General features: G+C 49.8%; 12 protein-coding genes. All 12 read right to left on the bottom strand.

From position 1 onward, the window contains the following. Positions 1 to 185: 185 nt before the first annotated feature. The 12 genes from AB3R30_RS20920 to AB3R30_RS20865 are packed head-to-tail and all read right to left on the bottom strand — an operon-like array spanning position 186 to position 21,284. Positions 186 to 7,496, bottom strand: coding sequence for a strawberry notch C-terminal domain-containing protein (locus tag AB3R30_RS20920; protein WP_458651145.1), 7,311 nt, complete (start codon positions 7,494 to 7,496; stop codon positions 186 to 188). A gap of 31 nt (positions 7,497 to 7,527) precedes the next feature. Then, positions 7,528 to 7,755 carry a hypothetical protein gene (locus tag AB3R30_RS20915; protein ID WP_458651144.1) on the bottom strand — a complete coding sequence of 76 codons (228 nt, stop codon included), beginning with the start codon at positions 7,753 to 7,755 and terminating at the stop codon, positions 7,528 to 7,530. Positions 7,756 to 7,768: 13 nt separating this feature from the next. Beyond that, a complete protein-coding gene (locus AB3R30_RS20910) occupies positions 7,769 to 9,451 on the bottom strand; it encodes a hypothetical protein (RefSeq protein WP_458651143.1) in 1,683 nt (560 codons plus the stop codon). A gap of 19 nt (positions 9,452 to 9,470) precedes the next feature. Then, positions 9,471 to 9,989, bottom strand: a complete 519-nt coding sequence (locus tag AB3R30_RS20905; protein ID WP_458651142.1) for a hypothetical protein — start codon at positions 9,987 to 9,989, stop codon at positions 9,471 to 9,473. Beyond that, on the bottom strand, positions 9,989 to 12,223 hold the full coding sequence (locus AB3R30_RS20900; protein ID WP_458651141.1) for a hypothetical protein: 2,235 nt from the start codon (positions 12,221 to 12,223) through the stop codon (positions 9,989 to 9,991). The genes AB3R30_RS20905 and AB3R30_RS20900 overlap by 1 nt, the downstream gene beginning before the upstream one ends. 34 nt (positions 12,224 to 12,257) lie before the next feature. Beyond that, a complete protein-coding gene (locus tag AB3R30_RS20895) occupies positions 12,258 to 13,715 on the bottom strand; it encodes a hypothetical protein (protein WP_458651140.1) in 1,458 nt (485 codons plus the stop codon). 14 nt (positions 13,716 to 13,729) lie between these two features. Continuing rightward, positions 13,730 to 15,526 carry a type IV secretory system conjugative DNA transfer family protein gene (locus AB3R30_RS20890; RefSeq protein ID WP_458651139.1) on the bottom strand — a complete coding sequence of 599 codons (1,797 nt, stop codon included), beginning with the start codon at positions 15,524 to 15,526 and terminating at the stop codon, positions 13,730 to 13,732. Positions 15,527 to 15,551: 25 nt separating this feature from the next. Further along, the gene (locus tag AB3R30_RS20885; RefSeq protein ID WP_458651138.1) at positions 15,552 to 16,856 is read right to left on the bottom strand and encodes a hypothetical protein; all 1,305 of its coding nucleotides are present in this window, start codon (positions 16,854 to 16,856) and stop codon (positions 15,552 to 15,554) included. Positions 16,857 to 16,860: 4 nt separating this feature from the next. Then, positions 16,861 to 17,673 (bottom strand): hypothetical protein, encoded by an 813-nt coding sequence (locus AB3R30_RS20880; protein ID WP_458651137.1) that lies wholly within the window; start codon positions 17,671 to 17,673, stop codon positions 16,861 to 16,863. Continuing rightward, the gene (locus AB3R30_RS20875) at positions 17,670 to 19,325 is read right to left on the bottom strand and encodes a TrbI/VirB10 family protein (RefSeq protein ID WP_458651136.1); all 1,656 of its coding nucleotides are present in this window, start codon (positions 19,323 to 19,325) and stop codon (positions 17,670 to 17,672) included. The genes AB3R30_RS20880 and AB3R30_RS20875 overlap by 4 nt, the downstream gene beginning before the upstream one ends. A gap of 39 nt (positions 19,326 to 19,364) precedes the next feature. Further along, a complete protein-coding gene (locus AB3R30_RS20870; RefSeq protein ID WP_458651135.1) occupies positions 19,365 to 20,123 on the bottom strand; it encodes a hypothetical protein in 759 nt (252 codons plus the stop codon). 33 nt (positions 20,124 to 20,156) lie between these two features. Continuing rightward, entirely contained in the window at positions 20,157 to 21,284 is a 1,128-nt protein-coding gene (locus AB3R30_RS20865; protein ID WP_458651134.1) for a hypothetical protein, read from the bottom strand. Positions 21,285 to 21,357 lie beyond the last annotated feature (73 nt).

Genomic DNA, 21,357 nt, shown 5'->3' with positions numbered 1-21,357 from the left:
AAGTTTAGTAAAACTCATGCCTCTAGTTTTAAGGACTGTCTTATTTTGCCTTATCCTCTCCCTGCGTAAGTCCTGATTGTGTCTATGTGGCGAGAGAAGGGGGCACAATATCCCATTTGAGTAGTTTAAGAAGTTCTAGCAAAAGTATTATCTGTACTGTGTTGAAGAGGGAGAGTGTCACGAAGTCATCGATCGAACCCCACCGCATGTAGTCGTTCAACGTCTTTTTCTTGTCGTTGAGATTGTCGTTGCAGGCGATTGGCAACCATTTCAAATCGGTGAGCGTCTGCCGTTGTCACTCTGCTTGCTTTCACATCTGGTTCACCCTGCTCTACCTTCAAAATCATTCCCCGACCCGACTTTAGAATTTCTGAGGGAAGATTCTGACGATCTGCCTCCGATGGCTGAACTCCACGCCCTTTCGCAAAAGCATAAACCGTATTTTGTTCAGCGTAAACCGTGTAGGTACTGCCGATATAGCCAATTCCTTTCCTAGTTTCTACCGGTTCTCCCCCAGCTTCCAGGATGGTGCTGGCGTGATGGGCAATCACTAATGTCTGCTCACGCCAAGCAGATCTGTCCTGATCCATTGCCTTCAGGTCGCGATCGCCCAGTGGTTGCGCCTGCACAAAAGCCTTGCCAATTTGTTCAATTTTGCTCAAATGACGATCTGAACGCCCGACATCTCGCGCTTGGCGATACCAGTTTCGGACATCCTCAACACTAACCTGTCGTTGAGATTGCTCCGGTTGCTCGGTTGTCGGAACCATCGAGGCAGGAGAATTGGGTTGAGCCACAGAATCAGGCATAGCGTTAACAGCAGCAATCGGTGAAACTGATGCAAGTAGCTCTGATTGACTGACAGATTGTTCTTGTTTGGCTTGGGCGATCGCAACTGTTTCCGCAGGCGATCGCTGAGTTTGATAATTTGCCTGATCCAATGCCGCCGCCGTCGCCCGAAACGCTTGCAAATCTGCCTCCAAAATGTTGCCCGTGCAATCGGGGTCGAGAACTCCCCCAATGCTTTGAGCCGTCATCTCACTCCCATCTTTGCCAACCACGAAGAAGTTATCGCTCAGGGGATTGTAGCTGATGTCGTAATTCTGACTGAAAACTGTCCAGAACTCATCATTCGCATCCAATTGAAGTTTGTCTATGGCTTCCCCATAGGCGTAGGCACGTTCTGCAATTTGAAGGATCTCTTGTCCCCTCCCCAATTCAGTCTCTCTTGCTTGCGCTGAAGAAATTTCAACGTCAAAGTTTTGAGTCAGTTGCCCCTCACAAAGTTCTACACCGTCATGCACAGTTTGTGTAGTAGCTTCCACCATACCTGACTCAATTCTTTCAACGGCTGGCATGGTCTGTGTTGTCTGCCTCGCTGCCCACGCTTGTTGTGCCGCTTCTGCAAATCCTTGATCCAGAATATTTCGGGCAAACATGGCTCCAAAGCCTTTATCCAGTCCGCGTGACTCACCGCCTGTGAAAGGATTTTGAACCGCTGTTTCACAAAGTTTCAGATGCCCAGTATCAGAAAGATGAAACACAATTTCGCCGTCATGAACCAAATCAAAATCGTCTTGCCGATAGTAGGTGCAATAGAGAAGATTGTCATGCCGTTCAATGACCAGTGGGAGGTATGGCTCATTCTCAATTCGGAGATGAAAGTCTCGCTCTGGCTCTGGTACGTTGAAGATGACATCCGCAAGTCCTGCTTGATCGAGAAATTTCGCAATGGTTTTCTCTGCTCGACCAAATTGATCCTTGGAGGGCAAAATTCGAGAGGTTTCCATTGCGTCTTCAACAGTGGCTTCCGATTGAGGCGATTGACCTAGCCCCTCTTGCGAGTGGGTTTGGTCTGAGCGCTCCAATTCACTCTGCACCACTGTTTGAATCGCTAATTGCATAAATTCAGGAGTTAGCCCTATGCGATCGCGCTCCGGGTAATGCTCCATAAAGGCAGCGGCAATTTCTGAATCACCAACCTCGTTCTGCTGCAACCATCGACGCAATGCTGGGGCAATTCGCTGAACTTCTGTATCTAAGTGCTGCACAAAGTCTTGATGCACTTGCTGCACAGCAAACTGAGCGTAATTGGCTATATCCTGTAAACCATTTGCCATGACAGCTACATCAGACTGCATGACATGATCAATTCGCGTTTGAGCAGGATATTCCATCCAATTTGCCGTTGCTCCCTCAAACTCCAATCGCAAATAATCATCAGGAGCCTCAAACACCCGCACAGTGAGATCGCCCAAGGCAGTTGAGATCGTAGCCGTTGCAATTTCACTGGAGGCAATGGCATCTCCATTTGGTGAAGAATCCCCACCCGGACTTGCCTCTTCTACGGATGAGACCATGGGCAGTTCGGCTTGGATTGGAACTGTTGAGGATTCTGGGGTCGGTATCTCCGACCCCAGCACTGGCGGTTCAACGGTTTCCATTGTAGGCAGATCCAACCCCATCAATTCCCGCGCCTTATCTTGATGGGTGAACGCCCTGAGTTTGCCGTGAGACTCGTAGAGATAGGTCAAAACCGCCTCAACCTTGTCAGCCTCAACTACCAAACGCATTCTCTCTCCTAGAGAAGTAAATTCCGCTCCAGCGACAGCAATCAACCCCTCATCGAGGAAGTAATCTCCCCCTTTCTGCTTACTCGCGTCAGTCATGAGAGCTAGATTGCCATCTCGAAGCCCCATCACCGATAGCCTCTGGTCTACCGATTTCAGAGTCCCTTTGCTCTCTGTTACCTCCAAAAATCGCTGACAGGATTCCGGTGTGGTCATGATGACAGGCTGTTCTTCCAGCGCCTCTTCAATCTTGAAGTTCCGCGCCATCAGCATCCCCTGGTGGATCTCACCGTCCTCAGTGGTGTAGTTAATCAGCTTGCCTGTAAACTGCTCCGCTGCCCGAATGACGTTGCCTGTGAAAATTTGGCGTTGTTCGCAAACCTCTTGCTGCTTTTCGTCAAACTTGTTAATAATCTCATTGCCCCGCCAGTCCAGCACCTCTTGTCTCAAGCTGACTCCAGTGATTGATTCCGTATTGATTTTGGAGAACGGAACGATGAGTTGCTGAGTCGCATCTGCCACCTGGATTTGAAGTCGCCACATCGAGGGAGCAACTGGATTTCCTTCTTCACTGGAGCGATCAATGACGTTTTGCACAACGCCATAGTGAAAGTCACCATCTCGATTTCCCGTCAAACAGACGGACTGACCCACTGGAAACTGCTCTAACCACTGCTCGACGGTTCGAGCTTGTCGGTTGAGTTTATCGTTTAATTGGGTGATTTTGAAGGTTAGCTTATCGTTCGCTTCGGTTTCACTGCCTTCGTTTTCAGCATTTTCCTGTCCACCGACAAACGATTGAGTTAGCCGTTCCAGTGTCCGCTCTCGATAAACTTGGGTGCGTTCTCGCAAATTTTGAATCGTTTGCTGAGTCTGCTGCTGTGCCCGTTCATCAATCAAACTTTCATCGTGTTGCTCCAAGGTTTCAACGGTTAGTAGTCCCAGTTCTTGCCGAACCAAATTGGTTACTTCCAGCGCCGTTAATGGCTTCCGGGGTGATTTAGCCTCAACAATCTCCAGGAAAGCTGGCTCGGCAAATGGGCTGTCAACACCTTCTTTAGCAGGCATGACTTCCATGCGAGCAAGAGTTTTTGCCTGTAAATCGACGGTTTCTGCCTCCAGAGAACTGGTGCCCATCGCTTGTTCTCGTTCCAGCAGTTCCAGATATTCCCGCTCAATTAGCCCATAGACCTGTTCCTGTTGGGGCAGCGGTAGCAGGGGAATGCGTCCAGTGACTTTGGCGATCGCCCCTTCTGTGTCGATCGTATTCAGATCAGAGTCCTCTGTCAGCCCGGAGATGGGGTAGCCTAACTTGGCGTGCAGGTCTGGATGGTTTGCCATCACTTCAACGGCTACCTGATCGCCATACTCATTCAGGAAATCTACCACTTCACCCAGGCTAAAGCTGCTATCTCGTGCGGCGGTTGTATTGGCATTGAGGGATGCCATCTTTTTGAGCAATACCGCAGCAGGACGTTTTTCAGCCGCAATATCACCCATAACCAGACTGAAACTCGGCAGCTCTACCTGACCTGTCCGGTGAATGCGCCCTAGGGTCTGCATAAACTGGTTGATGTCCAAGTCCGGCTGGCAAATCAGCATATGGCGGGAACGCTGATCGGCAAATCGCTCAGACGCATGAAGGCTAATACCCGTTGAACCAGAGCGGTTCAGGATAATGACATCCATCTCTCCAGCATTGAAAGCCGCCACATTCTGAATCGCGGCTGTCGTACCCCGTTCTTTGCTAGAGCGGGTTTGATACGTTTGCAGTCCATCGGAACCATATTCAATCCGATCGTCGCGTCCAGTGATTTCGCCCGTCCGGTAGCCTTCTTGCTCCAGGCGATGACGGATATAGTCAATCGGAGAAACTGGAATCCCGCTCCAGTCGGTTTCTTGAATCAGTTCTTTGGTCTCCTCATACAGATGCAGTGCGAGAGGATTTAACTCTTCATCCGTTAGTTGGCGGCGAGTGCGATCGCCAAAGGCATCTTTTTCAATCACATCCCGTGATCGTTCCAGATACCGAAGCAGTAAGTCTCCAGCACTCAGATCAATTGGATCACCAGGTTTGAGGTCTTGTTCCTCAGCCGCACGCCCGATCGTACTGCCCATCGTGTTGTAGAGGGTGATGACAGGTTTTTGGTTATTTCGCAAAATTGCCAACGTGTCCTGCACCGTCTCCTCGGCTTTCAGGGCTAACAACGTCTGCCCAATGACGTTATGCATGATGGAGGTGAAATTGGTACTGCTGGCTCCAGCCGCACCCGTTGAGCCATCTGAAACAACCTGTTTAGCTTCTTTCTTCAGGTCTTTATCTATTTGCTTAACAGAAACTTTCTTGGCACGGTCAAACTCCATGATGGAACTCATGACCGTCGCCATATTCTGGGCGATTTCTTTATCTACCTCAACCACTTTGGCTGAAAATTCAACGCCTTCAAAGGAGCGTTCTCGCCGCAGGTATTGACCCGACTCCGCCAGTTTTGCCGCCAGCATTTGCTGGAGTGGAACGCCACCGGATTGGACAATATCGCTGAAACTGAACTGGTCTTCAACAGCATGGCGCATCCCCGTGCGAGATGCATACAGGGTCATCGTGTAAGGATTTTTGGCATAGGTGGCAGAGGAGAACACAACTCCACCCGCCTGTTGTACCAGCGATCGCACAAAATCGGCACGGTTTTGAGGACCCGACTGAGCCGTATCATTTGATGTCCCTCCGGCGTTGTGGCTTTCATCAAAAATGAACAAGCTTTGAGGGGCAATCGATCTCAAGAAATCTCGTCGTGCGGTTTCTTGACCTTTAACAGTCTGCAACTGAGAATAAGTCGTGAAAACGATATTGTAGTCACCGAGATCTTGCTGCACTGCCAGTCGTTCTAGCAAGGCTTTCTGCTCTTTACTTCCCCCTGTTTTGCTCTTGGTGCCATCTGGCAGGTTCAACGTAAAGTCAGAGTTCGTCACCAGGGGCTTAATCGTTTCGATGCCCACATCATTCAGGTCACGCAGGAAGTCCGTGTAGAGCTTTGCGTCATAGGTGACGAACACCAACGTATTGACATCCTGAGAAGATGGCAGATTCAAGGTGCCACTGAGTTGAGCCTTGGCAATTTCCGCCAGTTGCAGACCTTTACCAATTCCGGTCTGATCTCCCAGAATAAAGGCTTCACCCTGCTCTAGGTTGTCGATCGCCAGAGCAACACTGTCGATTTGTTCGGCAAAGGGCTGAATCCGAGTTGTGCCCAGATTCACCTTGTAATCAACAAAGGTGTCAATTGAACCTACTTTCTGCTCCAAGCGGATCAGCGAGTCCTTGACGGCAGTTTGCAGATTCGTCGGCACCAATGTTCCAGCATAGGGTGCTTGACTCTGCGGTTGGTAGGGAACTTGCTTGATGTCGTTATCCATGATGGCTGTTTCCAATGAAGTGGTAGTAGCGGCTACAGGTTGCGGCAAACGGTGATCATCCGGTTCAACCACTCCTCCAGCGATGTCTCTTGAATCAAGGTTTGAACCATTTCCAGTCCATTCCCGGTCGTCGGTTGAACCGGAAAGTCGAATAGTGTCACTCCTTCCCTCCAGTCCGAGGGACGCAAGAACAGCATCGCCTCCTGGAGTTCCGTATTGCTCGTCGTCAGAGCTTCTGCCCATACCAACGTCGATTCGTCCATTTCTGGCATCACCAATTGGTACATCTCGCCCTGACTGAGCGTATTGAGGATCTGCTGATATAGCTTCTGCTCGCTCAAATTCTTCTGTTCCAACGTCTCGCGAATCAGCCAGTCCAGACGATCGCTCAGGAGTTCCAGGTATTGTTTGTAGCTCTGGATTTCGGTCACTTTCTGCGGTATGAGCACTGCTGTCAATTGCAGAATCAGCGAGTCCTCGGTCGGTGGAGTCCAGAATTTCGAGGTGGACGGGAGATAAATCGCCATCGGGTAGCAACTCCTTGAGATCAGAGAAGGAACGGTAAACAGTGGGTAATTCAGCAGCAGGGTAAGGTCGAGCAGATTTGCCTCTACCCTCAATTACAATCACGTCGATCGGGAAGGTTGTTCCCTGTTTAGAGTAGAGGCTTCCTGCAATACAGAAATGCTGGGTGACGTTGTAGTTGTCGTACAGGCTTTTGTAGAAAGGAGCATTTTGCCGCGAGTTATAGCTGGCGATAGCATCAGCTTGATTTCCAGTTTTATTCCCCATTGGCGCGCTGAGGATGAGAACAGAGCGTCCATCATCTTTCATTGCCTGAAGTGCCTTAAGGGCAATCGTCTGGTCAATCTGGGTTGTGACATACTGCGGAGTTGCAGGTCCGCCCCACACCCACCATTCTTTTGTCTGCCCATTCTCCTTCACCGACCCAAATGGAGGGTTGGCTAACATCACATCCACCTGTTCAGCAGGTAAGTAAATAGCTGCGTCATGTTCAGTGACGGTATACCCCTGCAATCTCAGGTCAGTTACCCGGTCTGGGTTCAACTCATTGAGGACTGCTCGATGGGGATTTGCCGTAAGCAGAAGTGCCGCATGTCCTGCTGTTGGCTCGTACACGGTTGTCTCTGCCGTGATACCTGCTAGAGATGCTGCCAAAAATGCGATCGGGATGGGGGTACTGTAAGCTTGCTGGCGGACGGATGTGGAAGAACGAACCCCTAACGTTGGTTGACGCTCTAGCAAATCAACCAGTCGATCAAACGCTTCATGGATGGTTTGAGACTGCCTAATCATTTCCCGTGCCGATCGCACAACCGCCGCTTCCATTGCCTCATCCACACCTTTTGTGAGGGGACTACCGGATGGAATGGCTGTTCCCAAAACAGCCTCAGCCTGCGCCCGTGCTTCCTTAATCCGGGCGTAGCTCTTTCCTTGAATTAGATGACTCTGAAATGATTCGATCAGGGCTTCACGGTCAATGTCAGGCATGGTTGAAGCAAACCGTTAACTGGTAAAGGGTTTAGAATTTTGTACTGGGTTCAAACATTTGGTCTAGGCGTAACTCAATATCCGGGTCTTCTTCTCGCAGAACTAAAGAAGCATCATCAGAGTCATAGTCGGCTACTGGGAGAGGGGCATTTTTTATAGAACTGTTATCGCTGTGTGGGTGGATCTCATCGTTAAAAGCAAGAGCAAGGGCACTCCACGCATCACACCAGCTACTAGACAATCCGTTTGATTCAGGCAAGAGAGGACTCCTTTTAATTCAGTTCAAAGTCGCGATTCGTTTCCTGGGCTTGAGCGACCTGTTGAAGCATTTGCATCACCTTGCTGGCACGCTCAAAATCTTGTGTTTCGAGTCGCGATTCAATCTGATCACCCTGCTGATGATAAAGTTCACCCCGACCATCAACAGCCATCACCACGAGCGAATTTGAGCCAATCTCAACGGAGTAATGATGGTCTTGATAGTGATTCGTCTCGTTGTATTGGGCAACAGATCTAGCCGCGATCGCAAACTGCTCACTCTTCTGGGCATGGTGTTGTTCTCCCCGTTCGGACCCCCGGACATTTTCAGCATCCTGCCGCATCAAAGACAAAGCTTGACTCTGTTCACGGGAGAGTGTGTCCGGCTGCTCCAAAACCGTGATTTTGGGGTCTTTCTGATAGAAAACGCTCTCCACTTTGAACCGCAGCAGGTCTTGACCTGTTTCTCTATCACTCAGCCGATAAGTGTTTCGCCCCTCAAAAGCGACACGGAAGTCGTGGTGTTCATACTGCCGTTCCTGGGTACGCTCAAAACCTTGATTGAAGACTTCTAATGCCGCTTTTGCAGCCTGGTGAGTCCGAATGGCAGCAGGTCGAGAGGCAAGCCATTGCCCTGCCTTCTCCAGCCCGCGTCCACCTACTTCTAAGGCTTTCGTCCCTCCTGCTTGTAACGAGCTTTGAGCCTGTTGTTTGAGAGTTTGAACCCGCTCACTCCCAAGTTCTTCTTGAACCGCTTTGAAAGTCTTTTTCGCCCCCTCTAGAACTGTTTGCTTCACCGTCTGAAACGTTTCACTCTCCAATCCATCCTTCACCGCCTGTACTGCCCTCTGCGAATGAACAGCCAAGTCTTCAACAACGGATTGGAAAAAAGCTTTGCTGTCAGATTCTGGAAGTTGGGCGATTTGCTGCGATGCAACCACCAATGCAGGAGGTAAGTCAATCGTCAGCACCTGGGCAAAATGGGGTTCTTGAGCAGAATCGTGGTAAAACTCCGTGGCGATTGGCTGGCTAAGAGGTGGCTCAGCTACCCATTGAGAAAACGCTTGCGCGATCGCTGGAGAAGTTCCTGCTACTGCGATCGCTTCGGTTCCCATACGATAAGCAACAGGCGATTCATTCAGCATCACAGCAAGATTGTTACCTTGCGCCACCAATGCATAGTCGCCAACCATCACAACAGGTTCTGTTAAGGATGGATCACCCAACGGATTCATCAACTCATCAGCCATAGAAATAATGGCTTGCGCCGCCTCTTGTGGAGTGGTGATAGACAAGCCTTCAGGCTCAGAAACGATTGCGGGAATAGCGGCAATCTGAGTACTCCAGGAATTATCCAGGCCAACCTCTGTCTCTGGTTGCCAAAGCGCATTCGTAGAAACAACCCCATCTCGTTCTTGACGAAATAAGATGTTGTCCCCAGAGCGAATTTCTAGTTGCGGATTTTTCTGGGCGTAATCGTTGAGTTCACCCCTCTGACTGGGTGCCTCTTTGATAACTGCTGAAATTAAATCAATCCGGTCTTCGGTTAGTTCATCGCGTTGTTCACCGGATGCCATCTGACCGAAAATTGTGCGCCCATTTTTACCAAATCGAATCTTGAGATCCATCGCCTCTGGATCAACCCCTGACCTTTCAGCAATCGCATCAATAAGTTGGTTAACTGAAGAAGTTGACATCGTAAAATCCCTCGCAGACTTATGCAGCTAAACGTCCGAGAACCTCGTCCACACGAACCATCGCAGTAGCTCGATTTACAACAACCTCTCCCTGTACTAATGCCAGAGCAAGCTGCTCATCAAAGTAGATTTCCATCAAAGGAGGCTGATACGTTTTAGGGCATGAACGCAGATAACCGATTAGCCCGTTTATCCAGCGGATAAATAAGATCTCATCAAACCAGATCTCGATCACCTGGGGGGTGTATTTGGGTGGCAGTGGCGGCTTACGGTTTTCTTCAATCAGTCGTTCAATCCAGCCCGGATTCTCGCTTAAAGCCACAAGAGCTTCTGAAGATAAGCCCCAAGAAGCAGGAACTAGAATTGCAGGACACAGTTGACCAAGAGCCTGATTCAGGTGAGAGTTGTTGCCACTGTCACCAGTCGTTCTCTCAACCTCAAGAGGGGTTAATTTCGTTTCCGTAGTTGCCGCCTTAAAGGTGTCGTAAAAGTCCTGCCACGGCTGTTGCCAACTCGCAGGAATCAACGGATTATGCATTATTCACACTCCATTTCATAGTCAAACTGCTCCTCAACATCAACATCAGCAGCCATTGCCAAAGTGGTCTTTTGAGTTAAGGTTGCAACGGCTTGAAAGTCTGATTCAGTAAAGTCAGTTTGCACCTCGCTTGCCAAACCAACAATCAGTATTCGTCCCTCCGGCGTTTGCAACTTCAACAAATTATTTGCATCAAAACTCGCGGTTAAACCGCTGCTACTTTCTTGGGCGATCGCAACATCCGGATTGCATTCCAGGTAGTCTGCAATCGCCGTTAGATTCTCCCAAACGACACTGGATGGCTCGATTAAGGGGAGAGCCAAGTCCATTTCGCGGTCTTTAACGTCTGTCTCAACTTCGTCTTCAGTGGCTTCCACATGCGCCACAACAGGAGCGGTGACGATTGGTCGTCCCTGGTCATCGACCTGCACTAACACAACGGGGGACTCTGCCACCACTGCTCCATGTAGATATTCTAAGTCTCCAAGCTCTTTTCCTGTAACCGTTTCGACTTCCCCAATGGGTCGCAAGACCATTTGAGGTTCGACTGCAATCTGCCCCAGGTCTGCTGCCAGATTGCTTAACCCTTCTAGTTGAGTTGGGAGTGTTGGACCATCTTCTACACCTGCAATCGAAATCAATGGCTGTGCTGTATCTTTGACGTAAGCACAGATACCTTCCAATTCTGTTGAGCCTTGATAGGGACGGTACAGCTCATAGCGCACAGCACCCGAATAAATCTTTAGCAAGTCTTGCTGGGCTTGTGGGTCAAGGTAATCCGCGATCGCTTGAGCCGCAACCAGACTACGCTCTTTTAACTCAGCCCCTTGATGGTCAAAAATGGTTGCGATGAGTGTTTCTCGATCCAGTCCTGCTCCAACAGAAGCCAGAGGCATCCTGATTCCGCAGATATCTTCAGAGGCTTGCTCCAGCAGTTGATTGGGCATGGCGCGGTAGTATTGCTCTACCGACATCGTTTGTTGAGCATTCCACTGCCCAAACTGCTCAACCTGTAATATTGCAGCCGCTTGTTGTTCTAGCCCGTAGGCGATCGGTTCTAAATCTTCAGCTAAAGAGACATAACTGCCATCGGTTTGGCGGGTCAGAACAGGCTTAAGAACCTCCTGGTTTTCAGAAGAAATGCAACCGATTTCGGTAACATCCTCAGCATCCGAACTAATTTGCAGATTGTAGTAAGCAGTTCGGACAGTTACTTCTGCGTCAGGTTGAGCAAAGACATTAGCTGCATCCACTAACCGGGCTTGAACAGCAAATTGAGCCTCTACCTGCCGTCCTAGTTCGCGTTGCAGAACGCCATAAGCTTGATTTGTCAAAAGGGGCTTGAATTCTGGTTGCCCCAACAGGTCTTCTTTAAGTTGACCAGACAGTTTGGCGGCAATCACCACTTCTTCGTTTTGGAGATCAGGATTATTCTCATCTGGAAGCTTGAGTATCCATAGCCCTTCATCTGACGAGCCAAGCATGAGGTGAGGGGATGTTCCATAAATTGGGTTGCGCTCCTCATCAATCTCAAGGCTCATCATTCGAGAGCCACTGTCCGATGGTGCAGCGTAAGACTCCAGCAGATAATTAGCGAGGTCTTGAAGCTGTTGGAGTTGAATCTGTCGCTGCCCATTGGCGACCGCAACTGCATTTTGCTCCACTAGGACTGGATACAGTGAATTCGCTGCAATCACTCCTTGTTCAGTTTGATGAAATTGCTGCACACCATTGACTTCGACATCTAAAATTTCACCATCTACCACCTCTACAACAGATGCCTGTTGAGGTAACACCGGACGCTCAACTGCTGCACGCAAAGCTGCAATCTTTTCTGGAGGCGCTGCTTCCAACGCTTCAGGGATGGCGAGGAGCGGACGAGCAATTAATGTGTTGCCAATTTGAAGTCGAACCTCTGCTGCTTCTGAGGCTTGCAATAAAGGTGGATCGTTCCCTTCTATGGCGATTGGGTCAACTCCACGCAGCAAATCAGGTTCCCTGCCGATCAGCTGTGCCTGCTCAGTGCCCATCAACACGTTCAATTCGGGGAGTACTTCTCCATCAATAAATGACTCCTCTTCCAACTCCGCCTGCATTTCAATGGAAGGTAACACAGGTTGTGGCTTAGGAATTTCAGGAATGTCCTGATTGAGTATTCGGGCAAGTGCTCGATAAAGTTCAGAAATATCCCGTTCGATTTTCTCGGCACTTGCTTCACTGACTGTAAATACCATCGTGTCCCTCCATCAAGCATGATTGCGATGACTACTAATCATCAACTTCAAAATCGTAGTCAAACTCGCTTTCTACTGCTAAAGCCTGATTTGTCTTCTGTGAAAAATCTGCCAATTCCTTGAAGTCAGCACTGTTAAAATTCGTTCGTACTGAGTCTCCTTCAACGGTCAATGTGTGACCTTCAGAGGTGATTGCCGTTAGCTTCCCTTCAGCATATTCAAGCGATAGTCCAGTGGCTCTATCATCTGCTTTGTCCACCCCTGCTGCCTGGAAATAGGTCATCAAGTCTCCGACATTCGTCTGGTTCTCTGGGGCAAGTGTGACTTCTTTGACAACGCGGCGTGGGCGGCTGGAGGATTCTGCTTGATCCGCAGGCTGACTTGCAGACTGCCGATTTGTTGTATTGATTTCGTAACCCTCGCTTTTGAGAATCGCGATCGCATCATTCACATTGGATTGAGACAGTTTTAGCATCGGAGTTTGCTTTGTTGTCTGCTCCATTGAAGCCCCCATTTTTTCAGCAACAATCTCCGCAGGCTTACCAAATAGAACGGCTCCTCCATCTGGATATAAACTGACATTGGCAACATTGCTCGCCTCTAGTTCCTTAAAAGAAACCTTATACCCTTGCGATTCCAACGCTTCTTTGGCGGGCTTGATTTGCGATTCAGTCAGGTTGAGTTTAGGCATTGCCGTACCCGTTGTAGCAGAGGGCTTGGTATAGCCTGTTTCTAGACCTAATACCCCGGCAACTTCTTGAGCCACAGCACCCGTAATCACTGCCCCTTTACCGTTATTGCCGTCGTAGGTTGCGATCGTCACTTCCAGCTTTAGATCCTTGGTAGCAATGTCTAAGCTCTCACCGAATTCTTGCTTAATCTGTCGGTATTCTGCGCGATCAAAAGTGAGCATGGGTCTCCCACCCGGCGTTTCGTCTGGTTCACGTTCCAGAGCTTTCGCCAGGTTTTTGGCAGAGCCATCATAGACATGGTAGGTTTCGCCATCTGGTGCCTCTCGGAAAACCACTTTGGGCTTCAAGTTACTTTCAAGCTCTTGAGATTCCACTTTGTAGCCTTGAGATTTCAGCCACTCCGCGACAGAATCAACATCATCTCGATCCAGTTTTACTTTGGGAGTTTGTTTGCTAGTTTGTCCTAATGGCAAATTAAACTCTTGAGCCACATCTTTTGCAGCTTGTCCGTAGATGGTGGCACTGTGTCCATGCAACGTGATATTAGCGGTCTTCTCTTCAACGAAAGAAACTTGATAGCCACGCTCCTCTAAGCCTGCCTGCACCGTTTCAAACTGTGCGGCATCAATTTTGAGCATGGGATCTTCATTTCGGGTCAATTCGGGTTGTACCCCTAAAATTTCAGCCACTGCTAGAGCGACATCTTCAAAAACCATTGCTCCCTTGCCTTTGCCAAACACTTTCAGTTCAGCGATCGGCTGAGTTTGTGTATCCGTTTCTTCAATCGGTGCTGTAGCCATAAATTAAGGTCTCCCTAAAACGTGACTTTGACTTTTCCGTCTTCTTGAGAACGGGTTCCTCCTTTAGCAGGTTTCTCTTCTGGCGCTGGGAAATACTCTTGGGCGATCGCCATTCGTTTAGCGATTTGTTCTCGGCTATGTTCTTCGGAGAAGAATTCTTGTTTAGACCGTTCGATTAATCGTTGTCGCACTTTTTCCCATTTACTGCGGCTCCATTCATCCGCCTTAATATCCTCTTTGGGTAACGTGATTCTCGTGATCATTGGAATCGAGCCTTCATCCCTGGTGCCATAGGCGGGATTAATGAACACACATTTTCCAGCAACAAACTTATTGAATTGTGCAGACTCTACGATCGCTCGTTTATGCAAATGCTCTCCAGTACTGGTACTGCCCCCACCTTTGCCTGTACTGCGGCTTTTTTGGCGCGTGGTGAGTTCTTCTTCACCGATATAGTCACTAAACATCCGGGCGCTCTCGGATTCCTGTGGGTTGAAAATGGCTTTTGTGGCACAACCACCCAGAATGGCGCGGCTGATCTCACGCGAGTAGGCTTTCTCTAATTGGTTCAAGTTCTGATAGCCAATTAAGGTGACTTGCCCAAGAGAACGATTCTCGTTGAGCCACTGAGTCAGGGTTGGTAGGTAGACGGTGGGCAGCTCGTCAACGGCAACCAGAAACGGATCTTTGCGACCACTGCGGGCGTTGCGAGCCACCAGCATATGCAGAATAGTCGCAACCAGTGGAGCAACCGCATCCCGGCGCTGGCGATCGAGACCTAACACAATCATGCGTTTGCCTTCCAGGTCTAATGGCAGTGTGGTGGGTCCACAAAACGCACCCACCAGTTCCGGGCTAAGGAAACGGCTAAAGACTTTGCTTGCTGTTCCAACGACCCCTGATACTGTTTTTTCACTGCCTGCCAGTTGTAGAAGCTGCGAGAACGCCAGATAAACCCACTGGCTAATGGGATGCCCCTGACCGGATTCACTCCGTTCCCACGCCGCTTGAATTCGTTCTGGCAGTTTCGACAGGCTCAGAATGGTGGATGCAGTCAGAATGTCGGGCGCTGGTAAACCCTTTGCCAGCATCAGCATCGCCTGGGTCAACTGGTCTCCGGCATCGGCGAAAAATTTGTCTTCCGAAGCGTTGGCAGAGAGCGCAAAGTTACGGTTCATCACCGTCGCAATTTGCCGCGCCATTAACGCATCATCAGGGCTGTGGAGGAAGTCTAAGGGGTTACAAACTTCAGATTCTTCAAAGCCTGGAGCAAACACTTTGACATCGTACCCATGCTTTGCCGCAAACGGCACGAGCAATTCTGCCTGCTCTGGATATTTGAAATCGTAAATACACAAGGGGATGCCTTCTTGAATGGCAGAGCGAATCGCCGGATTAATCAGTGAGAAGGTTTTCCCTGATCCAGGTCCACCACACACAGCAATCCCCCGGTTTGCGTCCGGAATCCAAAGTGTTTTCTTTCCAGCAACAGGTTTCCCTTTGTCATTGCGCTTAAACAGTCCGGCATAAAGCGTCACCGCATTGTGCTTACGCTTTTCCAGTTGGTCTAGAGCACGTTTACGAGCAGTTCGTTTTTCGCGATCGCCAGCCAGGTAGCCGGTGGCGATCTTGTTGCCATTCTTCCGACCTTTCCCTAACCAGGCGAGGGAAATCCAGCCAATCGCCACAATCAGCAGCATGAGACCATTGCCCCCTTTAAGGGACTGGAGGATTCCACCCCCATACTGAGAGCCACTCTGGACAAACGTATTTGGCTCACTGGCACGGAAGGCGATTGTTTGGGATTGCATCAAGGGAGAGGGTTGCATTTCAACCTCAAGCGGTGAGATCAGGGAATACCGTTTTAAGCCACTGCCGTAAGCCTTCTGTAAGTGCTAGTAGCTTTTCTTGGAGCGTTTCGCGTGGGTCGTCCGGCTCAATGATTGGAACAGGTTCTTGTGGCGTTTCGGGTTTAAGTGGTTGCGCGACCCTTGCGGTAACGGCAAAGCCGTGTACCTGTTTCACCTCAGCCGTTTCGGTGTCATCCTCAATGTCACCTACGACAATGCCATCACCAGGGCGATAGCTGATGAAAGGAACAGGTCCAATCACGAATGGGGAACAATTGGGTTCGATTGATGAGGACAGTTGACAAGCACGAAAATACAAAGCTGTCTTGATGCTTTGCTGACTCGCTTCTGTTAGCACGACCTTAAAAGCATTGCTGAAGATATTACGCCCAGTTGGTTCAAGCCCATTACTCAACTGAGCACCTTCCCCCTGTCCACCTTGAACCAGTTGCCGACCTGTCAGCCAAACTTTTCGATGAATGGCTTGATCGCCAGATAACTGAATTCCAGAGCAGGTAATGGTGTTACAAGGCACTCTGTACCCAGCAATATCACTTCCCGATAGACTGTTAACCCCCAACTTGCCAGTCAGCTTCATGATGCCAACAGAGCCACTGGATTGAGGCGGAACCGGAAAGAAGCTCCAGGGCAATTCTTTTAGCCCAGGAACATCGCTCATTCGAGCAGTCTGCCAGAACTGAAATCGTTGCAATGGTACAGACAACAATCCTGGAACATCTTTGAGCGTATAGCGCGATAAATCAAAGTTGATAAAGTTAACGGTTCCTAGTTGCGGATCGCTGGTAATGATTTCATTGAGCGTGCGAGCCAGGTTGGGACGTGGAAAGACTACACTGAGCCGATCTTTGAGTAACGGCACCTTAGCGATCGGTTGAGTACCCAACTTTGGAATTGCCCCAACTAAATCGGCTAACGTTTGACGCTCAAACAGCTTGAACTGGCTCAATTTGACTGCTTCCGGTGAAACTTGAGTACCAACCGCAATCGTAAATAAGTTCAAGTCTTGCAGGCGGAAGTTGTGTTCAAAGTCGCTCAGGGTAAGGACTTGATCCAACGGTTGACCTGTTCGCCAAGAGCGCAATCCAACCGCTCCCGATGTTTGAAGCCTGGGTAATTTAGCAAACGTTAGAGCCTCCCAGTTTGGGGCAGTGGCGGATCGTTCGCCTTGTTGAACCGTTACGGTCGGAATACTGGCGGCTTTTGTTGGAAGTGATGTAAACCCCCAGCAGACAGCAGCAAGAACAATAGGAATAACACGACGAGAGGACATAGTGTTACACACCTCCAGGAGTTGAAGTTGACTGCGAACTTGAGGCAGGGGTTACAGACGAGGGAAAAACAGAAGGAGCAGGGGATGAGGGATTTGGGAGTGTCGCAGGAGTTGTTGTTGAGTACCCCATTTCAGCCAGTTTGGACACAACGGCTAGTGATAGTTGCGATCGCTGCGCCGCTTGCTGCATCGGCATCCCGTTACGAACTTGAGTTAAAAACGTCCGTACACGCTTTGCTACCGGGCTAGATGAGGAAATTAACCGCTGGCTCAGTGCCCGTTGCAGTCCGCGTTCAACATCGTTCCAGCTGGCGGTACGATTGCCAGCCACAACCACTCCACCCCCATCAATCAGGTTTTGATGATCGGGTGTGACCGCAATGGAGGCATATTGGGGCTTACCAGACCCGTAACCAACCTGGAATAGGTAAGTTTTTCTGCCGTATTGCGATTGAGTAATGACCGTCAACAGGGTCGATTCTGTTCGAGGAATATTGGGGAACTGAATTCCTGTCACACGCTTTAAGTGGACAATACTGGCTCCAGAGCGCTTTCCTAACGAACCATCAAAATCAACTGCGATCTTACTGGGGTCGTCGAGCCAAGCTCTTAAAATCGTCTCACCTGTTCGGGTGAAATCGATATTAGTGCCAGATCCCTGCCAAACGGTAACGTGTGCGCCATTGCCCTTTAGCCCTTGTGCCTGAGATTGAGATACTTGTTGCACGATCGCCGCGGCGATCGCCGGAGTGATAGAACTGAACACAATACCGACGAGCAGTGGAATCATTGTTAAAGAAAGCAGATGCTTTTTCATCGCGCCACCTCAAATATGGAATTGGTTTGTACTTGAAGTTGCTTTCCGGCAGGAACCCGCCAAACTTTTGTTCGATTGCGGTTGCTCTCTGCTGACTGTTGATTGCGATCGGTCATTTGCTTCTGCACTGCCCCAAATGCCCCTTCAAGCAATGCACCGCCAATGTCGGTCTTACCGTTCGTGATGTTGGAGGATGACAGAGAGGGAGTTGAGGTTACACTCTCGCTTTGAGGGCGATTTAACAGTTTGCCAGTCTGACCCAATGCACCCGTGAGCGCCACCATCAGGTCTTTACCGAATCTGCCCCTCTCTCTGTTGATGTTGTCCGCCATGACTGGATTGCCACCCTCGCCCGTGATCGTCAGCGAGCCTGGTGGTGCCTGAACGATTTGAGAGCCTGCGGCAGAAGGGATAACAACGGAGGAAACAGAAAGTTGAACCATGCCGCTATCAGACACCGCATCCACTTGAGCAACCAACTCTGTTCCAGCCGGAAGCGCGACTGAGCCATCTGATCCAAGCAAGGGTTCATTGAGTTGAACTGTGAATTGCTGCGGCTGCTTTTGCTGGATATCTTCTGCCCACACAATCGGGGTGTTGAGCGTGGCGGCTGCCGTAGATCCAGGCATCAATTGGGATACCTGACTTGGCTCACCCGTCATGATGGCATTCACATCAGCGTCGTACCGCTGCGGACTACCAAATTCCTGGTGGCGAGTATCGCCGCTGTTCAAAGACTTAGATTGTGCTGTTACTGCCGATGGTGTAGAGGAAGGAGTGCCCAGGGAAGAGGGTGAAACAGACGAGTCCATCGCCGGTTCAGCAGTAGAGAGATCCTCTCCTCCATCGTTCCCCTGACCAAAGCTACCAACCCTTACTGCATCTTGCCATGCCTGGTTCGGCTCTTTGTTTTCTGGAACTGAGTTAAGCGGCTTATCTGTCAAAGGTGCAGAACGTGCAATCGGGGAAGGGCTAATAACCGGGGTATAGCTGCGGACAGGTGGAGCGACTGCAACGGGGGCGGGAGTACGAACCGGGGTGGAAGATAACGACCTCGTTGAAGCAGTCTTAAGCGGACTCTTCTGAGTGTTTGGTTTGGTGGGAAGACGTGGAGCAGTATTCTGTTTGGTTTGCGCGATCGTTTGCGTTTGGGTTCTTAGAGCTGTTTCAGTCTTGAGTCTGCCGATCTCCTGTGCTGATGGATCAGCGGTCGGTGTCGGCTCAGGGGATGGCGGAGGCGGTTTTGTGGCAGCTTTGTCATCCCAACTATTCACACTCAAAAGGAACAAACCCACCGTGCCGACCGCACCTGCCATCAGGATTGAGACCAGTCCAGCTTTGGCAAATGGATCACTCCAGATTGGAGTTTTTGTTTTAGCGGTGGAATACGCCTCTTCCCCTTCCAGATCTTCGGGGTCAAGCAGGAACTCTTCCTCTGAAGCCTCTGGATCGAATGCTTCTAGGTCAACGGTTTCCTCTAGAATTTCTGGCTGGTCAGAAGCAGACTCTCGTTCAAGAACGGCAGTTGCCGTTGAAGGTGGAGCAGGCTTGCCGGGAGGAGGTTCCAAGACAAAACCCGTCATCGCCGCAAGATCATCCCACTCTGAGGATGTGGATTGTTGAGGATTGGAGGATTGGGAAGAGGGATGCATGATATCGAGGTCTAATCGTTGCGAGGTTGGTAGCGAGGTCTAACGGGTAAGCTGCTGAATCTCCAGATCACGCATTTCGGTAATGCGTAATCCGCTTTGCTGCGCTTGATAGACGGCTTGTTGAATTGGAGTGGAGTTTTCTGGTAGAGGGTCACTGGTCGGCTCAACCGCTTGCACAAAAACAGATTTGTTGAATGGAATGACACGCCCTTGCGGATTTGCACCGTCGAAAATCAGTAGGTTGGCAACCACATCGACCTGCCATATTCCCGGTTTGACTGGCTTTGGATCTGAAACCGATTCAAAGCTCAAGACGCTTTGAGCCGCATTGCTGAACACGCCGTTCGGGGTCATTTTGGCAACCTCTTGCAGAAACGGATTGCGAAAATCCTCAGCCACCATGAACGAAGCTTGCCATGTTCCAGTTGTAATTCGACCTCTGCCCACCTGAACTCCTGGATCACTTAACGATCCTCGGCTTGCTTGACCGGTCGCTCCTGCCCCATTTTTAGAAGTAAGCTTTGCATTCCAGGTGAACAGCATTCCTAACCCATTTTTGACAAACTGGTGAACCGTGACTGGCGTTCGAGAAAAGTGATCGACTGGTTCCATCGCAATCGATCGCCCATTGTCAAGTTGCACCATTGAAGGAGACGGTTTTCGAGCCACTGCCCAGGTTCCAGTCGCGATAGCAAGAGTTAGAAACAAAATCAAAATTTGAAGTCCCAACGTGCCAAGCGCGAACATCGGGAGAATATCTGACGAATCAAACCGTCGTTTCTTACTCAATAACTGCATGATGACCTAAGCCTCAAATGGGTGAGTGATGGACTACCGAGCGAGAATGCCACGGAAATTCTTGAGTCCAGGGACATTGGCAGCAACGGTTGACAGCATTCCAACTGCGCCACTGTTAATCACATGGAAAACAGTCATTCCACCGCCAGCTGCTAATGCCAGAGCCAGAGCGGGTGCAAGCAGAGCAATAATCACCAGAAAGCCCATTGTGTCTGTCACTTCGGCATTGACGACTACCACCGCTGCGACTCCCACGATGATGTTGTAGCAAACCTGCGCCATTCCCAGAGAAAAGAACCCGGTTAACCACGCCCACATTGATTTGCCGTCATATAAGAATGCGCCTGCTACCGCGATCGGTCCCATCAATCCAGTGAGCAGCATGGCAATTTCGAGGATATTGGCGAACGCCCATTGAAATGCTAATAGCACAACTTGAACGAGAGATTGAGAGATAGCACCTAGAAAACCAGCCGCATAGCTCGCTCCACCAAATAAGAGACCTTGATCAAGACCACCTTCAAACGCTTCACCAGCACCTTGAGCAGCACGCAGGTTTGGAGTTTGAGACAGCAAATTACCCAAATCTGCGAAAGCGTTTCCCACAGGATGCTTCGACTGATAATCCTGAATCACTTGCTGGGCTTGCTGGTTAGCGTTTTTCATACACTCAACCTGCCGCTCCCCAACCATCCCCTGACATTGACTCAGCAACGCCCCAATCTGGCTTGACACCGCCCCTTTATCCACAGAGGCTTGAATCGCATCCTGGAGTTTGACCTCCAGGAGCGTGGTTGATAAGACCTGCTCTGAAACGTTGTGGATGACTCCTCGCAAACTAAAGGTAATCTTTCCTAGCAGGTTGCCATTGTTAGCTAGCAGAACAACGATGACAAGCGGGATAAGCAGGCTTTGTAAGGCTGAGTGATAGTCTTCTTCATGAACCATACGGCGAATGAATTGCAGCATGAAAAAGACTAGCGAACCTGCCGCAAATAGCCCAGCCATTCCAACGATCGTGGCATATAGCTGACTTTGAAAAATGTTGAGCCAGTGATTATTCCAGGCTTGGGCAATCCCTTGCGTGGTGTCAATGCCGCGTTGAAGAATGTCTCCAGCACCAAGTGCGCCAAGCAAGGAAGAAGAGAGAAGATTCAGCATGAGTCAAGGTCTCTTATCAATCGATATTTTTACGGTAGTCAGGCGATCTGACTGCCGTATGGCATTGAGCAGC

Source organism: Sivoneniella epilithica UHCC 1019, from assembly GCF_040830845.1.
In the GTDB taxonomy this organism is placed as follows: domain Bacteria; phylum Cyanobacteriota; class Cyanobacteriia; order Leptolyngbyales; family Leptolyngbyaceae; genus ULC077BIN1.
The sequence above is the reverse complement of the archived record's forward strand: the minus strand, read 5'-3'. Positions and strand labels throughout refer to the sequence as shown.